We start from the raw sequence: 16771 nt of genomic DNA, 5'->3' as shown, positions 1-16771 counted from the left end.
TTATAACCTCTTAAGGTGGTTATTGCGGCGGGGCTCACCTCTTCCCATCCCGAACAGAGTAGTTAAGCCCGCCTGCGCAGATGGTACTGCAGTTATGTGGGAGAGTATGTCGTCGCCTTTCTTTGAAGAATCCTCATCATTCAATTGATGAGGATTTTTTTTTGTTGGTAAGAAGTGATAATCATTGCCTCGGCTAGTCACTTTTCTTTTCTTATTAGAATTTTTTGTGTATGGTAAAAGGTTTATGGATAATTTTTAGTTTATTGAGTATTATAATTCTTCTTTTTCTCATTTCTACAAGTTTTATACTGGTATTATTTCTCCTTTTATAATATTTTTCAAACAAAACCGATTTTAAATAGCTATAAAACTATCCATGTATAGCTTACTAATTTTTGCATAAATATTTTTAATGAAGTTAAGAATGGATTAATTTATTATCCTTAGGTGTTTGTTCGGAGTTTGATTAAAGTTTAAGTTGTATTTTTGTTTTAATTATAAAAGTATAATATGAAAAGAATTATTTTGTTTTTGACATTTGTTATGTCTTTAAACTCAGAAGCGCAACAACGCCCCAAATTAGTGGTTGGTATAGTGGTAGATCAAATGAAAATGGAATATTTATATCGTTTTTCAGATGATTTGTCTGAGAATGGCTTTAAAAGATTGATGAATAATGGATATACTTTTCACAATATGCACTATAATTATGTGCCTACTTATACGGCGCCTGGTCATGCAAGTATTTATACAGGAACGACTCCATCAACCCATGGAATAGTAGGAAATGATTGGTTCAATAAAGCTATTGGAAAAGCTATGTACTGTACGGATGACGCATCTGTAAAAACAGTAGGTGACGGTACAGAAAAAGAAGGAGCAATGTCTCCGAAAAACTTGCTAAGTACGACTATAACTGATGAGTTGCGTATGGCAACAAACTTTAAAGGGAAAGTAATCGGATTAAGTATTAAAGATCGTGGTGCAATTTTACCGGCGGGTCATTTTGCTAATTGGGCATTTTGGTTTAGTAAAACTGGTTCTTTCATTTCAAGTACTTTTTATGGTTCAGCATTGCCTAATTGGGTAACGGAGTTTAATCAAGAAAAGAGATACATGAATTATATTAATAAAGGTTGGGATTTATTGAAGCCCATATCTACTTATAATGAAAGTCTTGCTGATGATAATCCGTATGAAGGGAAATTAGATAAAGCTAACGCTCCGGTTTTCCCATATGATTTAAAAAAAATATATAAAGAAAAGGGAGCTGATGTTTTAAGAACTACACCTTTTGGGAATGATATATTGGCTGAATTAGCCATGAAAGCAATAGAAAAAGAGGATTTAGGGAAAGATGAAATTACTGATTTTCTTACCGTTAGTTTTTCTTCCACTGATTATGTAGGACATACTTTTGGACCTCGTTCTATGGAGTTACAGGATACTTATTTGCGTTTAGATCAAACTATAGCTCAGTTTTTAAACTATTTGGACAAGACCGTTGGAAAGGATAATTATTTGCTTTTTCTTACTGCTGATCACGCCGGAGCTGAAAATCCTAATTATTTAAAAGATAATAAATACAATGTTAAAAATATTCCTTCCAAAGATATTGTTGAGGCATTAAAAAAACATTCAAACGAAACATTTGGTTCAGATTTGATATTAGATTATTCTAACTTTAATATTTTCTTCAACAAAGAAATTATAAAACAAAAAGGTTTAGAATTAACTAAAGTTAAACAAAGTTTCAAAGAGTTTTTAATGACACAAGAACACGTTAAAAGAGTGTATACCGAAGAGGAAATTTTAGCATCTTCTGGCGACGATTATTTCTTAAGTTTTATTTCTAAAGGTTATGATCCTAAACAAAATGGAGACATTGTAATACTTGATAAAACGGGTTATATGGAATATCAAGCCACAGGAACTACACATGGTTCACCTAATAGTTATGATACACACGTTCCGTTACTTTTTTATGGATGGCATGTTCCAAAAGGAGAATTACACACTAAAAAATACATCACTCAAATAGCACCAACGCTTTCTCAAATGTTGAAAATTCCATTTCCCAATGGAACTGAATCTGAAGTTTTGGAAACGCTTTTAGAGAAAAAATAAAGGATTTAAAATCTTTTTAGATGAAAAAAAACTCCTCTCTTTTTAATAAGATTGGAGTTTTTTAATTTTATGGTTGTTTCTAAAATTTATTTTCTACTTCAGCAGCCTCTAGCATTAAATAATGCAAGTCGGTGTTTTTTATGAAAGGTTTTAGTAAATCACTTCCGGGTCCGTACATGGCTAACTCACTATAATCTGCAGAGTGATCCATACTGATCCAACCTACTGAATTGTGTTTCTTTTGAATGTCAGCCAGTACTTTGAAAGGTAAATGTTTTGGATTATAGAGCCCTTCCTCTAATTTTATATTCGAATAAAAATTCAAAATTTCTTTTGCCTCATCTTCTTTTAAAATAGTTTTGTTGGCATATTCAATTCTTTCAATTACTTGTGATACAGATGTTTCTTGACCAATTCCATTTAAAATCCAGTCGTTAGTTTGTCTGTAATTTTGGATCGAATCAAAATTTTCATTAGCATCTTTTCCATAGATAATTCCTGGATTTGCATTTCCATGATCTGTTGTGATAATGACTAATGTATTTTTATCTTTTTCAGCAAAATCAATAGCAACTTTTACGGCTTCATCATGAGCTACTTGATCATAAAGTAATCCAGCGATGTCATTGCCATGTGCTGCCCAGTCTACTTTTCCTGCTTCAACTTGCAGTACAAAACCATTAGGATGATCTTTCATTTTAACAATGGCACGTTCCGTCATTTCAGCTAGAGTTGGAATAGTTCCAGTTAGTTCTTTACTGCTTTCTCTGTCTTTGGAATAGGGTAGGCCGTCGTTATAAAAAACCCCAAGTATTGGTTTACTGTTATCGCAGGCCAACATTTCACTTTTATTTTTTACAACAGAAAATCCATTTTTTGAAAATTCGTGATACATATCACGTTTGTCTTTACGGCCGTCACTGGAGAAATAGTTATTTCCGCCACCCATCATGATATCAAACTTCAAGTTAAGATACATTTCAGCAATACTTTCCTGACTGTTTCTACTTTTTGAAGCAATACAAAAACCCGCAGGTGTGGCATGTGTTATAGGAACAGTCGTAACACATCCTGCCATTTTTCCTGATTTTTTGAATTTTTGCCATATTGGAATGTATTCTTCTCCGTTTACGCCTACATTTAGGGAGCCATTTTTGACACGAAACCCACCTCCCCAAGAAGAACTTGCTGCAGCGGAATCTGTAACAATTGATGATGCTGATGCCATGTCCATCAATGCTCGTGTTACTTTGTTATCTTTATACAATTGGATCCAATGACTCCCTATACCTGTTTTTCTATTCAAATAGATGTCAGCCATATTTAGTGTACCAATGCTCATTCCGTCACTAACGATTACAATTATATTTTTTGCTTTTTTATTTTTTTTTAAAGTGTCAAAATCTAACTCGTTCGCATTACCTTCAAAGGGATTTAAGAGTGAAGCACCAATAGCAAATAAAGAACCGTTCTTGAAAAATTTCCGTCTATTCATTCGTTTGAGTTTTTTTATAAGAATTTCAAAAGTAAAGAAACTCTTTTACTGAATATGTTAAGGATTGATTATTTTTTGGAATAAAATAATTTTACGAAGAGATTGGTTTTGGTATTTAAAAAATAATCCCATTTACGGTCGCAAATGGGATTATTTAGTTTATTCTGTTGTTACAGCAACTGGTAACGGAATTTGATTTTTAAGTAAATCTTCAAAGGTTTCATGTGCTCTGATTAAATGCCCTTCACCATTCATCCATAAAACTTCGGCGGGCTTGTATCTCGAGTTATAATTGGAAGCCATGGAGAAGCAATAAGCTCCTGCATTTCTAAAAGATAAAATATCACCTTCTTTTATTTCTGCAATTTTTCTATTATTAGCAAAAGTATCAGTTTCGCAAATATATCCTACTACGGAGTAAAAGCGTTCTTTCCCTTTTGGATGAGATATATTTTCGATATGATGTTGTGAACCATAAAACATTGGTCTAATCAAATGATTAAAACCGCTGTCTATTCCCGCAAAAACTGTTGAAGTTGTTTGTTTAACGACATTTACTTTAGCTAAAAAGAATCCTGCTTCACTTACTAAAAATTTCCCTGGTTCAAATATTAAGGTTAATTCTTTTCCGTATTCGGTACAAAAAGCATTGAATCTTTTTGATAGTTTTTTACCTAATTCTTCAATATCAGTTTCAATATCGTCTTTTTTATAAGGCACTTTAAATCCACTTCCGAAGTCTAGGAATTCAAGGTTTTTGAAGTTTCTGGCGGCATCAAATAATATTTCAGCAGCATACAAAAATACTTCGATATCCAAAATGTCAGAACCTGTGTGCATATGAATACCCACAATGTTCATTTTTGTATTTTCAACAATGCGAACCAAATGAGGTAATTGGTGAACAGAAATACCAAATTTACTATCGATATGACCAACAGATATATTTGCATTTCCACCAGCCATTACGTGCGGATTTATTCGGATGCATACTGGAACATTTGGGTATTTTGTACCAAATTGCTCTAATATGGATAAATTATCGATATTGATTTGAACTCCCATGGCTGAAACTTCTTCAATTTCTTCAAGAGAAACACCATTTGGAGTGTAAAATATTTTTTCGGGGTCGTAGCCAGCATGAAGTCCCAATAATACTTCTTGAATGGAAACAGTATCTAATCCTGATCCCATTTCTTTTAATAACTGAAGTATAGCAACATTCGACAAAGCCTTCATTGCATAATTGATGCGCAACTTTTCTACCTTTGAAAAAGCTTTAGTTAATCTATTGTATTGAGATTGTATTTTTTCGGCATCATAAACGTATAATGGACTGCCAAATTGTTCTGCTAATTGTACTAAGTCTTTTGATTGCATGATTATTAATTTTGAGCAAATTTATTACTCTTTATTTAGTCCCACAAGTTAATGAACGAATTCTAACAAATTCTAACAAAAAGTTATAAATTAAACATTTATTTGAAATTTTTTAAAAAAAATAACCCTTGACAAAATTTTTCTGTCAAGGGTTATGTAATGCTATCAAGAACTACAAGTTGGGTAAATCGCCATTTCCTTTAGTTGGTAAATTGGTATAACCCATTAAATATTTATCGACTTCTCTGGCAGCTTCACGACCCTCAGATATTGCCCAAACAATTAATGATTGTCCTCTTCGCATGTCGCCCGCAGTAAAAACATGAGGAACATTCGTTTGATAATTGGTTGCTTTATAATTGCTTCTCATATCAATTTCTAATCCTAATTGATCACTTAATGTTTTCTCTGGTCCTGTAAATCCAAGTGCTAATAAAGCTAAATCACAAGGCCATATTTTTTCTGAACCTTCTTTTTCTATCAATTCAGGTTTTTGCCCAGGTGTCATTTTCCAAGCCACTTCAACAGTTTTTAAACCTACGAGTTCTCCTTTTTCATTAGAAATGAATTCTTTGGTGTTGATTAACCAGTTTCTATTACAACCTTCTTCATGTGAAGAGGAAGTTTTTAATTGCAATGGCCAAAATGGCCAAGGAGTAGTTTCACTTCTTCCAACTGGTGGTTTTGGTAAAATCTCAAAATTAGTAACCGATTTAGCTCCGTGTCTGTTTGAAGTTCCCACACAATCAGAACCAGTATCTCCACCACCAATAACAATCACATCTTTACCGGTCGCCATTATTTGATCAGCAACTACCTCACCATATAGTGATTTTGTTTGTTGTGTCAAGAAAGTCATCGCTTGAACAACTCCCTTACTTTCTATTCCTTTGGTTGGTAAGCTTCGTCTTTCTGTTGCGCCACCACATAATACTATAGAATCAAAAGTGTTCAATTCTTCAATACTATAGTTTACGCCAACATTTACATTCGTTTTAAAAGTAATTCCTTCAGCTTCTAAAACAGCAACGCGTCTGTCTATAATTCCTTTTTCTAATTTGAAATTTGGAATTCCGTAACGTAATAATCCACCAATGGCATTGTCTCTTTCAAAAACAGTAACAGAATGTCCAGCACGATTTAATTGTTGTGCAGCAGCCAAACCTGCAGGACCAGAACCTATTACAGCTACAGTTTTCCCTGTTCTGACTTCTGGTGTTTGTGGTTTGATCCAACCTTCAGCAAAACCTCTTTCTATAATATTTTTTTCAATATTTTCGATAGCTACAGGCTCGCTAATAATTCCTAACACACATGATTTTTCACATGGAGCTGGGCATAAACGACCAGTAAATTCTGGAAAATTATTGGTTGATTGTAGTATTTTCAAGGCACTTTCCCATTCTTCCTGATGCACCATGTCATTAAAATCTGGTATCAAATTTCCTAATGGACAAGCACTGTGACAAAAAGGAATACCACAATCCATACATCTGGATCCTTGTTCTTTGATTTTATCTTTAGGTATTGTAATTGTGAATTCATTGTAATTTGAAACACGTTCTTCAACAACTATATTACTTTCGTCAGTTCTATTATATTCTTTAAATCCTCCTATCTTTCCCATAACTATAGTGCTAGTAGTTCTTCAATTTGTTTTTCTTCGGCTAATCTTTGCAATGCTTTTTTGTAATCTGTTGGCATTACTTTGATAAAATGGCCGCGTTGGTTTTCCCAATCTTCTAAAATTCTTTTTGCTAAAGGGCTGTTGGTATACATTGAATGATTTTTTATCAAACGTCTCAGTTTAGTAAAGTCATCATCTTCCAATGTTTCAAAAGCAACCATTTCCATATTACATAAGGTAGCGTCGAATTTTTTATTTGGATCAAAAACATACGCAATACCACCACTCATTCCAGCTGCAAAATTTCTTCCTGTTTTCCCTAAAACTACAACAGTTCCTCCAGTCATATATTCGCAACCATGATCTCCAATCCCTTCTACAACGGCTGTTGCTCCAGAATTTCTCACACAAAAACGTTCTCCGGCCATACCATTTATATACGCTTCACCAGTGATTGCTCCATAAAGTGCCACGTTACCAATGATGATATTTTCTTCTGGTTTGAATGTTGCAGTAGGAGGGACTTTGATAATCAATTTACCACCTGAAAGCCCTTTTCCTAGATAATCATTACAGTTTCCATGAATTTTGAATGATAAACCATTAGTTGCAAAAGCACCAAAACTTTGTCCTGCTGATCCTGTAAAATCGACTAATATGGTGTCCTCAGGTAAACCTTGAGCACCATATATTTTTGAAATTTCATTACTCAATATAGCGCCAACGGAACGATCTGTATTTTTGATATCAAAAGTAACTCTTGTTTTTTCTTTTCTATAAATAGAAGGAATAGCTGCTTTTATAATTTCAAAATCAAGTACATGGTCTAAAGCGTGGTCTTGTGTAGTAGTATTATGATTTGGAACTTCTTTAGCTTTTTCTGGCTTATATAAAATTGTAGATAAATCTAATCCACTTGCTTTATAATGCTTAATGGCTTTATTGACATTCAATTTTTGAGATTGTCCTACCATTTCTTTTAATGTTCTAAATCCAAGTTGTGCCATGATTTCTCTCAACTCTTCAGCAATAAAATACATGAAGTTGATGATGTGTTCCGGCGTTCCTTTGAAATTTTTTCTCAATTCAGGATCTTGCGTTGCAATACCAACTGGACAGGTATTCAAGTGACATGCTCTCATCATGATACAACCAGATGCTACTAAAGGCGCTGTTGCAAAACCAAATTCTTCAGCTCCAAGTAATGCAGCAATAGCGACATCACGACCAGTTTTCAATTGTCCGTCACATTCTAAAACTACGCGACTTCTTAAATCATTTAAGATTAATGTTTGTTGCGCTTCGGCAAGTCCAAGTTCCCAAGGAATACCCGTATGTTGTAGTGAAGTTAACGGCGCTGCTCCGGTTCCTCCGTCGTATCCTGAAATCAAAATCACGTCGGCTTTTGCTTTAGCAACACCTGCAGCTATTGTTCCAACACCTACTTCAGAAACTAATTTTACATTAATTCTAGCTTCACGATTGGCATTTTTTAAATCAAAAATTAACTGTGATAAATCTTCAATAGAGTAAATATCGTGGTGTGGCGGCGGTGAAATTAATCCAACGTAAGGTGTTGAATTCCTAACTTCAGCAATCCAAGGCACTACTTTTTCTCCAGGTAATTGTCCACCTTCTCCAGGTTTTGCACCCTGAGCCATTTTTATTTGAATCTCTTTGGCATTGGTCAAATAGTTTATAGAAACTCCAAATCTTCCAGAAGCAACTTGCTTTATAGCACTATTTCTAGAATCTCCATTTAAGTCTTTTTGGAAACGCTTTGGATCTTCTCCACCTTCTCCAGAATTACTTTTTCCACCAATTCTGTTCATGGCAATCGCCAGATTTTCATGAGCTTCCTGACTTATGGAGCCATATGACATGGCACCAGTTTTGAATTTTTTTACAATTTCAGTCCATGGTTCCACTTCGTCAATTGAAATAGGATCTAAGTTATTAAATTCAAATAAACCTCTAATAGTCATCAAGTTTTCACTTTGATCATTGACCATTTTGGCATATTCCTTATAACTTTCAGGGCTATTTAGACGGACTGCTTGTTGTAATTTAGAGATCGTTGTTGGGTTAAACATGTGTTTTTCCCCATTTCTTCTCCATCGGTAAATTCCTCCAATTTCTAAAGGCAATAAATTACTGACTTTTGAATTTGGAAATGCTTTTTGGTATCGTTTCTTGATTTCTTTTTCGACTTCCATCAGACCAATTCCTTCAATTCGGGAAGGAGTGTAAGGGAAATATTTAGAAGTGAATGTTTTATTTAATCCTAAAATTTCAAAAATTTGTGCCGCTCTGTATGAATGTAAGGTCGAGATACCAATTTTATTCATGATTTTCAGAATCCCTTTTGCAATAGCTTTGTTATAATTTTTGATGGCATAATCCGCTTTTACACCAGTGATGAAACCTTCGTTTACTTGGTTGTGAATTATTTCATTCACCATGTAAGGATTGATTGCGCTGGCTCCATAACCAAATAATAAGGCAAAATGATGTGGTTCTCGAGGTTCTGCGGATTCAATTATGATTCCAAATTTAGAACGAACTTTTAAAATGTTAAGCGAATGATGAATGTAAGAACACGCCAGTAAAATTGGTATTGGAGCCATTTTTTCACTCACACCTCTGTCAGAAATAATTACAATATTGCAACCTTCAGTAACTGCTTTGAAAGTTGCTTGTACGGCTCTTTCTAAAGCGCGTTCTAATCCGTTTACTCCTTTTTCTATATCATATAATGTAGAAATAGTGACTGATTTGAAATCAGCATGATCAATGTTTCTTATTTTATCTAAATCCTCGTTTGAAATCACTGGATTTTGAATTTTTAGTTTCTTACAATGTTTGGGAACAATGTCAAAAATATTATAATCGCCACCAATTGCTAAACTGATATCCGTGATAATTTCTTCGCGGATACCATCCAATGGTGGATTGGTAACCTGAGCAAACAACTGCTTGAAATAGTTGTATAAGAGCTGTGGTTGATCTGATAAAACTGCTAACGGAGTGTCATTTCCCATAGAGCTTAATGCTTCTGCACCTTGAGCTCCCATAGGGTTTATGATTGTTTTTAAATCCTCTAAAGTGTATCCAAAGAGTCTTTGTCTTGTTTCAAAATCTATGTTTTCTACTGGAATTGGATTATCCGTATATGGTATTTGAGCCAATTGTACTAAATTTTCATCCAACCATTGTTGGTAAGGACGTTTGGTAACAATAGCATTTTTGATTTCGTCATCTTCAATAATTCGCCCTTCGTTCATGTCCACAAGGAACATTTTTCCGGGTTCTAAACGACCATGTTGTATCACATCTTCTGGTTTGATGTCAAGAACACCAATTTCTGAAGACATAATTACGAAACCACTTTTAGTCAATGTATACCGGGAAGGACGCAATCCATTTCTATCCAATAAAGCACCAATAACGTTTCCATCAGTAAAAGGAATAGAAGCTGGACCATCCCAAGGCTCCATGATGCAAGCGTTGTACTCGTAAAACGCTTTTTTGTCGGCTGACATCGTTTGGTGTTTTTCCCAAGCTTCAGGAACCACCATCATCATGGCTTCCGGCAAAGAACGACCGGTCATCAATAACAGTTCAATTACCATATCCATTGAAGCGGAATCTGATTTTCCTTCTAAAATAATTGGAAATAATTTTTTGATATCATCACCAAAAACATCACTTTTCATCAATTCTTCACGAGCACGCATACGGCTAATATTACCACGAAGTGTATTGATTTCACCATTGTGACACATATAACGAAAAGGTTGCGCTAATTCCCAAGATGGGAATGTATTGGTAGAAAATCGTTGGTGAACTAACGCTAATCGGGTTACTAAGTCGTCATCCAATAAATCCGTATAATACCTGCTGATGTCTTCTGGCATCAACAAACCTTTATATATTATAGTCGTCGTCGAGAAACTGGAAAAATAAAACATATGACTTTCTGAAATTCTTGAATTTCGAATCACGTGTTCTGATATTTTTCTCGCTGCAAATAATTTAGCGTTAAATTGTTGTTCCGTAAGGTCCAAACCATTTTTACCTACAAATACCTGTTTTACTGTTGGTTCTTTCTCGCCGGCTATTCGTCCTAAATTTGTTGCGTCAACCGGAACGTCTCTCCATCCTAATATTTCTAGATTTTGATCGCGTATCGAAGTTTCAAAAGTGGTTTTACAAAAAACAACTTGGTTTTTACTTTTTGGCATAAAAACCATTCCTACTGCATACTCCTTAGTTTCCGGGATTTCAAATTCACAAACTTTCTTAAAAAAATCATGTGGGATATCAAATAGTATTCCTGCTCCATCTCCAGTTCTGCCATCTGAACTTACAGCGCCCCGGTGTTCTAATTTGATTAGAATATCCAGTGCTTTGTGTATAATATCATTTGACTTAATTCCATTTAAATTACAAATGAATCCTGCTCCGCAATTGTCGTGTTCAAATTCGGGCAAATAAAGGCCTTGTTCTTTAACTTTCATGCTTAATTTTTTTTTACAAAATTAAAGATTTAGTAACATATAATAGGCTTAAAAGTTAAAAGCCCCTTGTTTTTACAGTTCTAACAGAAAAAGGTTAAATAAATCTCAATAATGATATTTAAACACTTCCGATTTGATTTTTCGATAAAAAGAAAATGTAAATGGGTAAAGGAAAGCACTGTTTTTGAAAGAAATACTTTGCCAATGAATTTTGCCAAATAATTATAACAAATTTGTAATTAATTTTTATATTTTTTTAAAATTGCAGTAGGTTCTGTTTTTGTTTAAAATATCTCTATTTTGACCTATATTTAATTAAAAAAAAAATAACAGTTAAGTTTAATTTTGCTATTTTTGTGGCACTTTTATTCTGAAAGAAATTCAGAAGCCAGACAAATTCTATATTATGAACATACACGAATATCAAGGAAAAGAGATTTTAGCTAGCTACGGAGTTCGCATTCAGCGCGGAATCGTTGCTAATAGCCCAGTAGAAGCGGTTGCAGCTGCAAAACAATTAACTGCCGAAACTGGTACAAGTTGGTATGTTGTAAAAGCCCAGGTTCATGCAGGTGGACGTGGAAAAGGTGGTGGAGTTAAACTTGCCAAAAATTTACAACAAGTTGAAGAGATTTCAGAGCAAATCATCGGAATGCAATTGATTACACCTCAAACTTCTGCTGAAGGTAAAAAAGTACACAAAGTTTTAATCGCTGAAGATGTATATTATCCTGGTGAAAGTGAAACTTCTGAGTTTTATGTTTCTGTTTTATTAAATAGAGCTACAGGTCGTAACATGATTATGTATTCTACTGAAGGTGGAATGGATATTGAAGAAGTTGCGGAACACACTCCTCATTTAATTTTTACTGAAGAAGTTGATCCTTCTGTTGGATTACAAGGTTTTCAAGCAAGAAGAATTGCTTTTAACTTAGGTCTTTCTGGAAATGCATTTAAAGAAATGGTGAAATTCATCGATTCTTTATACAATGCTTATATTGGATCTGATGCATCGATGTTTGAAATCAACCCGGTTTTAAAAACATCTGACAATAAAATTATGGCTGTAGATGCTAAAGTAAATATCGATGATAATGCTTTATACAGACAAAAGAAATATGCTGATATGCGTGACATTCGTGAGGAAAACCCAATCGAAGTGGAAGCAAAAGAAGTAGGATTAAACTATGTAGATCTTGACGGTACAGTAGGATGTATGGTTAACGGAGCTGGTCTAGCAATGGCAACCATGGATTTAATTAAGTATGCTGGTTTTGAGCCTGCTAACTTTCTTGACGTAGGAGGAACTGCCGATGCAAAACGTGTTGAAACTGCTTTCCGTATTATCTTAAAAGATCAAAACGTAAAAGCTATTTTGATTAATATTTTTGGTGGAATCGTTCGTTGTGACCGTGTGGCACAAGGAGTAGTTGATGCTTACAAAAATATGGGTGATGCAATTAAAGTGCCAATCATTGTTCGTTTACAAGGTACAAATGCAGCTATCGCAAAAGAATTAATTGATAATTCAGGAATGCCAATTTTATCAGCTGTTGAATTTCAAGAAGCAGCGGATCAAGTAAAAGCAGCACTTTCTTAATTAGAAAAAATGTTATATATTGAAAATCCTGTTTGCTAAGCGAACAGGATTTTTTTTTGGAAAAAAATAAATTTTGTGATTGAACAAATCACAATAATAATTGAAATTGCAAAGTTTTCTGACTCACAACAATTATCTTTGTTTTTAACTTTTTTAGTTATTATGAAACTCCAGATACAAAATAATTTTACTGCTGAATTGCCTGCTGATCAAAGTGAAATAAATACTCCAAGACAGGTTCAGCAATCAACATATTCGTATGTATTACCCAAAAAACCTTCAAATCCTTCCTTGATTCATGCTTCAATTGAAGTAGCTAATGCTATTGGTCTTTCTCAGGAAGATATACTTTCAACTGATTTTTTAAATACTTTTTCCGGGAATACTGTTTATCCGGAGACAAAACCTTTTGCCTTGTGTTATGCTGGTCATCAATTTGGGAATTGGGCGGGGCAATTAGGAGATGGTCGCGCCATCAATCTTACTGAAGTAGTTCATGAAAATAAGACATATACACTACAGCTAAAAGGAGCAGGGCCAACACCATATTCCAGAACTGCAGATGGTTTTGCCGTATTGCGTTCTTCCATTCGTGAGCATTTATGTTCCGAAGCGATGCATTATTTGGGAGTTCCTACTACACGTTCACTTTCGCTAATGCTTTCTGGCGATCAAGTATTGCGTGATGTTTTGTACAATGGAAATCCTGCGTACGAAAAAGGCGCTATCGTTTGCAGGGTGGCTCCGTCTTTTATCCGTTTTGGTAGTTTTGAATTATTTGCTTCGCGTGAAGATCATGTTAATCTCAAATTATTGACAGATTATACTATAAAGCATCATTTCCCTCATATTCAAGTTGAAGGAGTCGAAAAATATCTGGCGTTTTTTCAAGAAGTTACTCAAACAACGCTGAATATGATTGTGCACTGGCAACGCGTAGGTTTTGTTCATGGTGTTATGAATACTGATAATATGTCCATTCACGGTATTACCATTGATTATGGACCTTATGGTTGGTTAGAAGATTATAATTCTGGCTGGACGCCAAATACAACAGACATCCAACATAAAAGATACCGTTTTGGCAATCAACCTGAAATTGCGCTGTGGAATCTGTATCAATTGGCGAATGCGTTGTATCCTTTAATTAAGGAAGCGAAACCATTGGAAACTATTTTAGATGCTTTTAGTGCGGATTATGAAAAAGAGTATTTGAATATGATGCAAAATAAGCTTGGTTTGAAAATCAAAAAAGAACAAGATATTATTTTGATTCAAAGTTTGACACAATTGCTTGAAAAGCTAGAAACGGATATGACTATTTTCTTTAGAAATTTAAGTAATGTAACTAAAACAGATTCAGCAGAAACAGCTTTCAATTCCATAAAAGATGCTTTTTATAATGAAAAGGATTTGGATGAAACAATCTTGAAAGAATGGCATAATTGGTTGGAGAAGTACAGCATTAGAATCAATCAAGAAACACTTTCAGATTCTGAAAGAAAAGACAAAATGAATAAAGTAAATCCAAAATATGTATTGCGAAATTACATGTCGCAATTGTGTATTGATGACGCAGATAAAGGAGATTATTCTTTGCTAAACGAGTTATTTGAAATGCTTAAAAATCCATATGACGAGCAGCCGAATTTTCAAAAGTGGTTTGCCAAAAGACCCGATTGGGCCAAAGATAAAGTAGGATGTTCGATGTTAAGCTGTAGTTCTTAAAGTCTTTTTATGGAAAATTACTTTTAATTGTATATCAAAATCCTGAACTCTCATTCAGGATTTTGATATTGTATTAGTTTCCAATTTCTTGAATCACATCCGATTCATATATTTTGAAACCTGTATCGTTTTTTTGTGCAATTTTCAAAAGTGCGTTAGCTACTGTTTTACCTTCAATGGGTTTGTACTTTTTCAAGTTTCCAAGGAATAAGAAGGAAAGTGTTTTCATGAAAAACGCACCAACTTTTTCTCCCAATCTAAATTCAGTTCGGTTTCCCAAAAGAAGTGAAGGTTGCAATACAGCAACGCTTTCGAAATTACAATCTTTAAGAAAATCTTGAATTTCTCCTTTTGTTTTCAAATAGAAATTTCCAGAATTTGCATCAGCGCTAAGAGAGGAAATAATCAAGTATTTTTGAACTTTATTCTGCAAAGCAAAAGCCGCAAACTGTCGAGGATATTCAAAATCTACTTTTCTAAAAGCTTTTTTACTTCCCGCTTTTTTGATTGTTGTACCAATAGTACAAAAGAAATCATCACCAACGACTAATTCTTTATAGGTATCCGGCTTGTCAAAATCAATGATGTGTTGCGTCAATTTTGGATGCTTTATTCCTGTATCTCTTTTTACGAAAGTGATTACTTTAGCGTAATGTGAACTTTCCAAAAGTAAATTCAATAATTCTGAGCCTATTAAACCGGTGCTGCCAATAATTAATGCCGTTTTCACAGTTATGATTTTTTATTTTTGCCGAAATTAAATTTCACTTTCTCCACAACTTGAACTTTTGGAGTTCCTTTTGAGAATTGTTTTTTGAACGGTTTCTTAGCAGCAGGTTTCGATTTTGATGGACTTTCATCGCCTCTTGATCTTTCTTCGTCTCTTGGATTTGCTTTGAATTCTGCTCTTTCCGAAGCTCCTTCTTTTACAGGAATTTGAGCTTTGTGTTTCGCTAAAACATCATTTGGATTTTTTGGATTTTCTTTCGTTCCACGCAAGTGAATTACTAGTGCATTTAGGAAGTTGCGCAACACTTGGTCACCACATTCCATATAATTTTCATGTTTTTCATCACGGAAAAAAGCACCTAATTCTGATTTAGTGATTCTAAAATCTACTAATTCTAATATTTCAACTATTTGATCGTCACGTAGCATTAACGCTACACGAAGTTTTTTAAAGATATCGTTATTTGTCATCATATTCTAATTTTTTACAAAGGTACGGTTTAAAAGCAATTGGAGCACAATTTTAGATTCAGAATTGGTTTTGGTTCAGAATGTGAATTATGGTATCCAAATCTTCTTTTTTATGATTGGCAGTAATTACAATTCTGTTTAAATCTTTAGTGTCTGTCGCGTATTTAAAATTGGTTACAATAATTTTATTCGCCGTGAAAATTTCATTTATTCCTTCGATTTCCTGATAAATGAGCGGATATTCATGATCAAAAAGGACTGCTTTGTTTTTAATTAAATGAGCATTAATGTAGTATAAATTGTCCTTTAATTTCAGATGCTGTTGCAAATAAATCGATGTTGCATCAGCCATGGTTTGCACAAACGCAGCATTCATTCCAGCGCTAGAGACGAAAGTGTCGTGAGTTGACATATTATTAATAAACTCAGAATCGCTTGCAATTACGCCACCTGTCACTCCAAAGGCTTTCCCTAAAGAGGACACCATAATTTTTCTTTTAATATTGGGAAGATTGATTGTCGAAAAAATTCCGCAACCATTTCTACCCAAAATTCCAAGTGAATGTGATTCGTCGATAACCAAAGTGATTTCTTTATTAGACGGAATAGAATTTAGAATCGTAAAATCGACCGGTTGTACATGAAAAGAAGGAACCGAATCCGTTAGAATCGTAATTTTTTCAGTTCTATTATCCAACAAACGAGGATTTAATTTTTCTCCGATAAAAACTGGTAAGCTATTTGGCACTTTGATGGCGGCGTGCGTATCCGGAAAATGAAAAAATAAATCGGTTTCAGGAGTTAATGTTTCAATAACTAATTTCCCCGCTAGCATGCCAGAAGAAACCGTAAGTGCTGCATTTGCTTTTATGAAATCGGCTAAAAATCGTTCTCCATCTTCATATGCGCTTAGTTGGATATTGGCACTTCTGGAACTTCCATAAGCTGTTCCCCAGCGCAAAATATTTTTGATAAGCAGTTTTTGAAATTCGGGATGTGTTGGTAAACCTAAATAAGCTGTTCCTCCAAAATAAAGATATTTTTCATTGTCGATTTCAATTGTTCGATCGGGAAATTGGTTGACTTTCATTTAA

Annotated in this window: 10 protein-coding genes and 1 rRNA gene; 4 read left to right on the top strand and 7 right to left on the bottom strand. The window is 34.2% G+C overall.

Annotated features, from left to right (window positions below; all coding sequences use genetic code 11):
* Nucleotides 1–11 precede the first annotated feature (11 nt).
* Nucleotides 12–121 (top strand): 5S ribosomal RNA (rrf, locus tag DR871_RS15915).
* Between the two features lie 389 nt (nucleotides 122–510).
* The gene (gene pafA / locus DR871_RS15910) at nucleotides 511–2127 is read left to right on the top strand and encodes an alkaline phosphatase PafA (protein WP_113667050.1); all 1617 of its coding nucleotides are present in this window, start codon (nucleotides 511–513) and stop codon (nucleotides 2125–2127) included.
* Between the two features lie 79 nt (nucleotides 2128–2206).
* Here the strand turns inward: pafA and DR871_RS15905 are convergent, their stop codons facing one another.
* From DR871_RS15905 to gltB, 4 genes are all read right to left on the bottom strand, one after another.
* Complete coding sequence (locus DR871_RS15905; RefSeq protein WP_113667051.1) at nucleotides 2207–3622, bottom strand: alkaline phosphatase; 1416 nt, start codon at nucleotides 3620–3622, stop codon at nucleotides 2207–2209.
* 159 nt (nucleotides 3623–3781) lie between these two features.
* Complete coding sequence (lysA, locus tag DR871_RS15900) at nucleotides 3782–5002, bottom strand: diaminopimelate decarboxylase (RefSeq protein ID WP_113667052.1); 1221 nt, start codon at nucleotides 5000–5002, stop codon at nucleotides 3782–3784.
* A gap of 172 nt (nucleotides 5003–5174) precedes the next feature.
* Nucleotides 5175–6629: a glutamate synthase subunit beta gene (locus tag DR871_RS15895; RefSeq protein WP_113667053.1), complete on the bottom strand. Its 1455-nt coding sequence runs from the start codon at nucleotides 6627–6629 to the stop codon at nucleotides 5175–5177.
* A gap of 2 nt (nucleotides 6630–6631) precedes the next feature.
* Nucleotides 6632–11149, bottom strand: coding sequence for a glutamate synthase large subunit (gene gltB / locus DR871_RS15890; RefSeq protein WP_113667054.1), 4518 nt, complete (start codon nucleotides 11147–11149; stop codon nucleotides 6632–6634).
* Nucleotides 11150–11555: 406 nt separating this feature from the next.
* On the opposite strand from gltB, the gene sucC reads away from it, so the two are divergent.
* Both sucC and DR871_RS15880 read left to right on the top strand, forming a co-directional pair.
* Nucleotides 11556–12749, top strand: a complete 1194-nt coding sequence (gene sucC / locus DR871_RS15885; protein WP_091166566.1) for an ADP-forming succinate--CoA ligase subunit beta — start codon at nucleotides 11556–11558, stop codon at nucleotides 12747–12749.
* Nucleotides 12750–12908: 159 nt separating this feature from the next.
* Nucleotides 12909–14477, top strand: a complete 1569-nt coding sequence (locus DR871_RS15880; protein WP_207209816.1) for a protein adenylyltransferase SelO — start codon at nucleotides 12909–12911, stop codon at nucleotides 14475–14477.
* A gap of 73 nt (nucleotides 14478–14550) precedes the next feature.
* On the opposite strand, the gene DR871_RS15875 is transcribed toward DR871_RS15880, so the two are convergent.
* The 3 genes from DR871_RS15875 to DR871_RS15865 are packed head-to-tail and all read right to left on the bottom strand — an operon-like array spanning nucleotide 14551 to nucleotide 16767.
* Complete coding sequence (locus tag DR871_RS15875; protein WP_113667055.1) at nucleotides 14551–15207, bottom strand: Rossmann-fold NAD(P)-binding domain-containing protein; 657 nt, start codon at nucleotides 15205–15207, stop codon at nucleotides 14551–14553.
* Nucleotides 15208–15209: 2 nt separating this feature from the next.
* On the bottom strand, nucleotides 15210–15677 hold the full coding sequence (locus tag DR871_RS15870) for a DUF1456 family protein (RefSeq protein ID WP_113667056.1): 468 nt from the start codon (nucleotides 15675–15677) through the stop codon (nucleotides 15210–15212).
* Between the two features lie 58 nt (nucleotides 15678–15735).
* A complete protein-coding gene (locus DR871_RS15865; RefSeq protein ID WP_113667057.1) occupies nucleotides 15736–16767 on the bottom strand; it encodes an aminotransferase class I/II-fold pyridoxal phosphate-dependent enzyme in 1032 nt (343 codons plus the stop codon).
* Between the last annotated feature and the right edge of the window lie 4 nt (nucleotides 16768–16771).

Origin of the sequence: Flavobacterium petrolei (genome assembly GCF_003314435.2) — a bacterium.
GTDB lineage: Bacteria > Bacteroidota > Bacteroidia > Flavobacteriales > Flavobacteriaceae > Flavobacterium > Flavobacterium petrolei.
The sequence above is the reverse complement of the archived record's forward strand: the minus strand, read 5'-3'. Positions and strand labels throughout refer to the sequence as shown.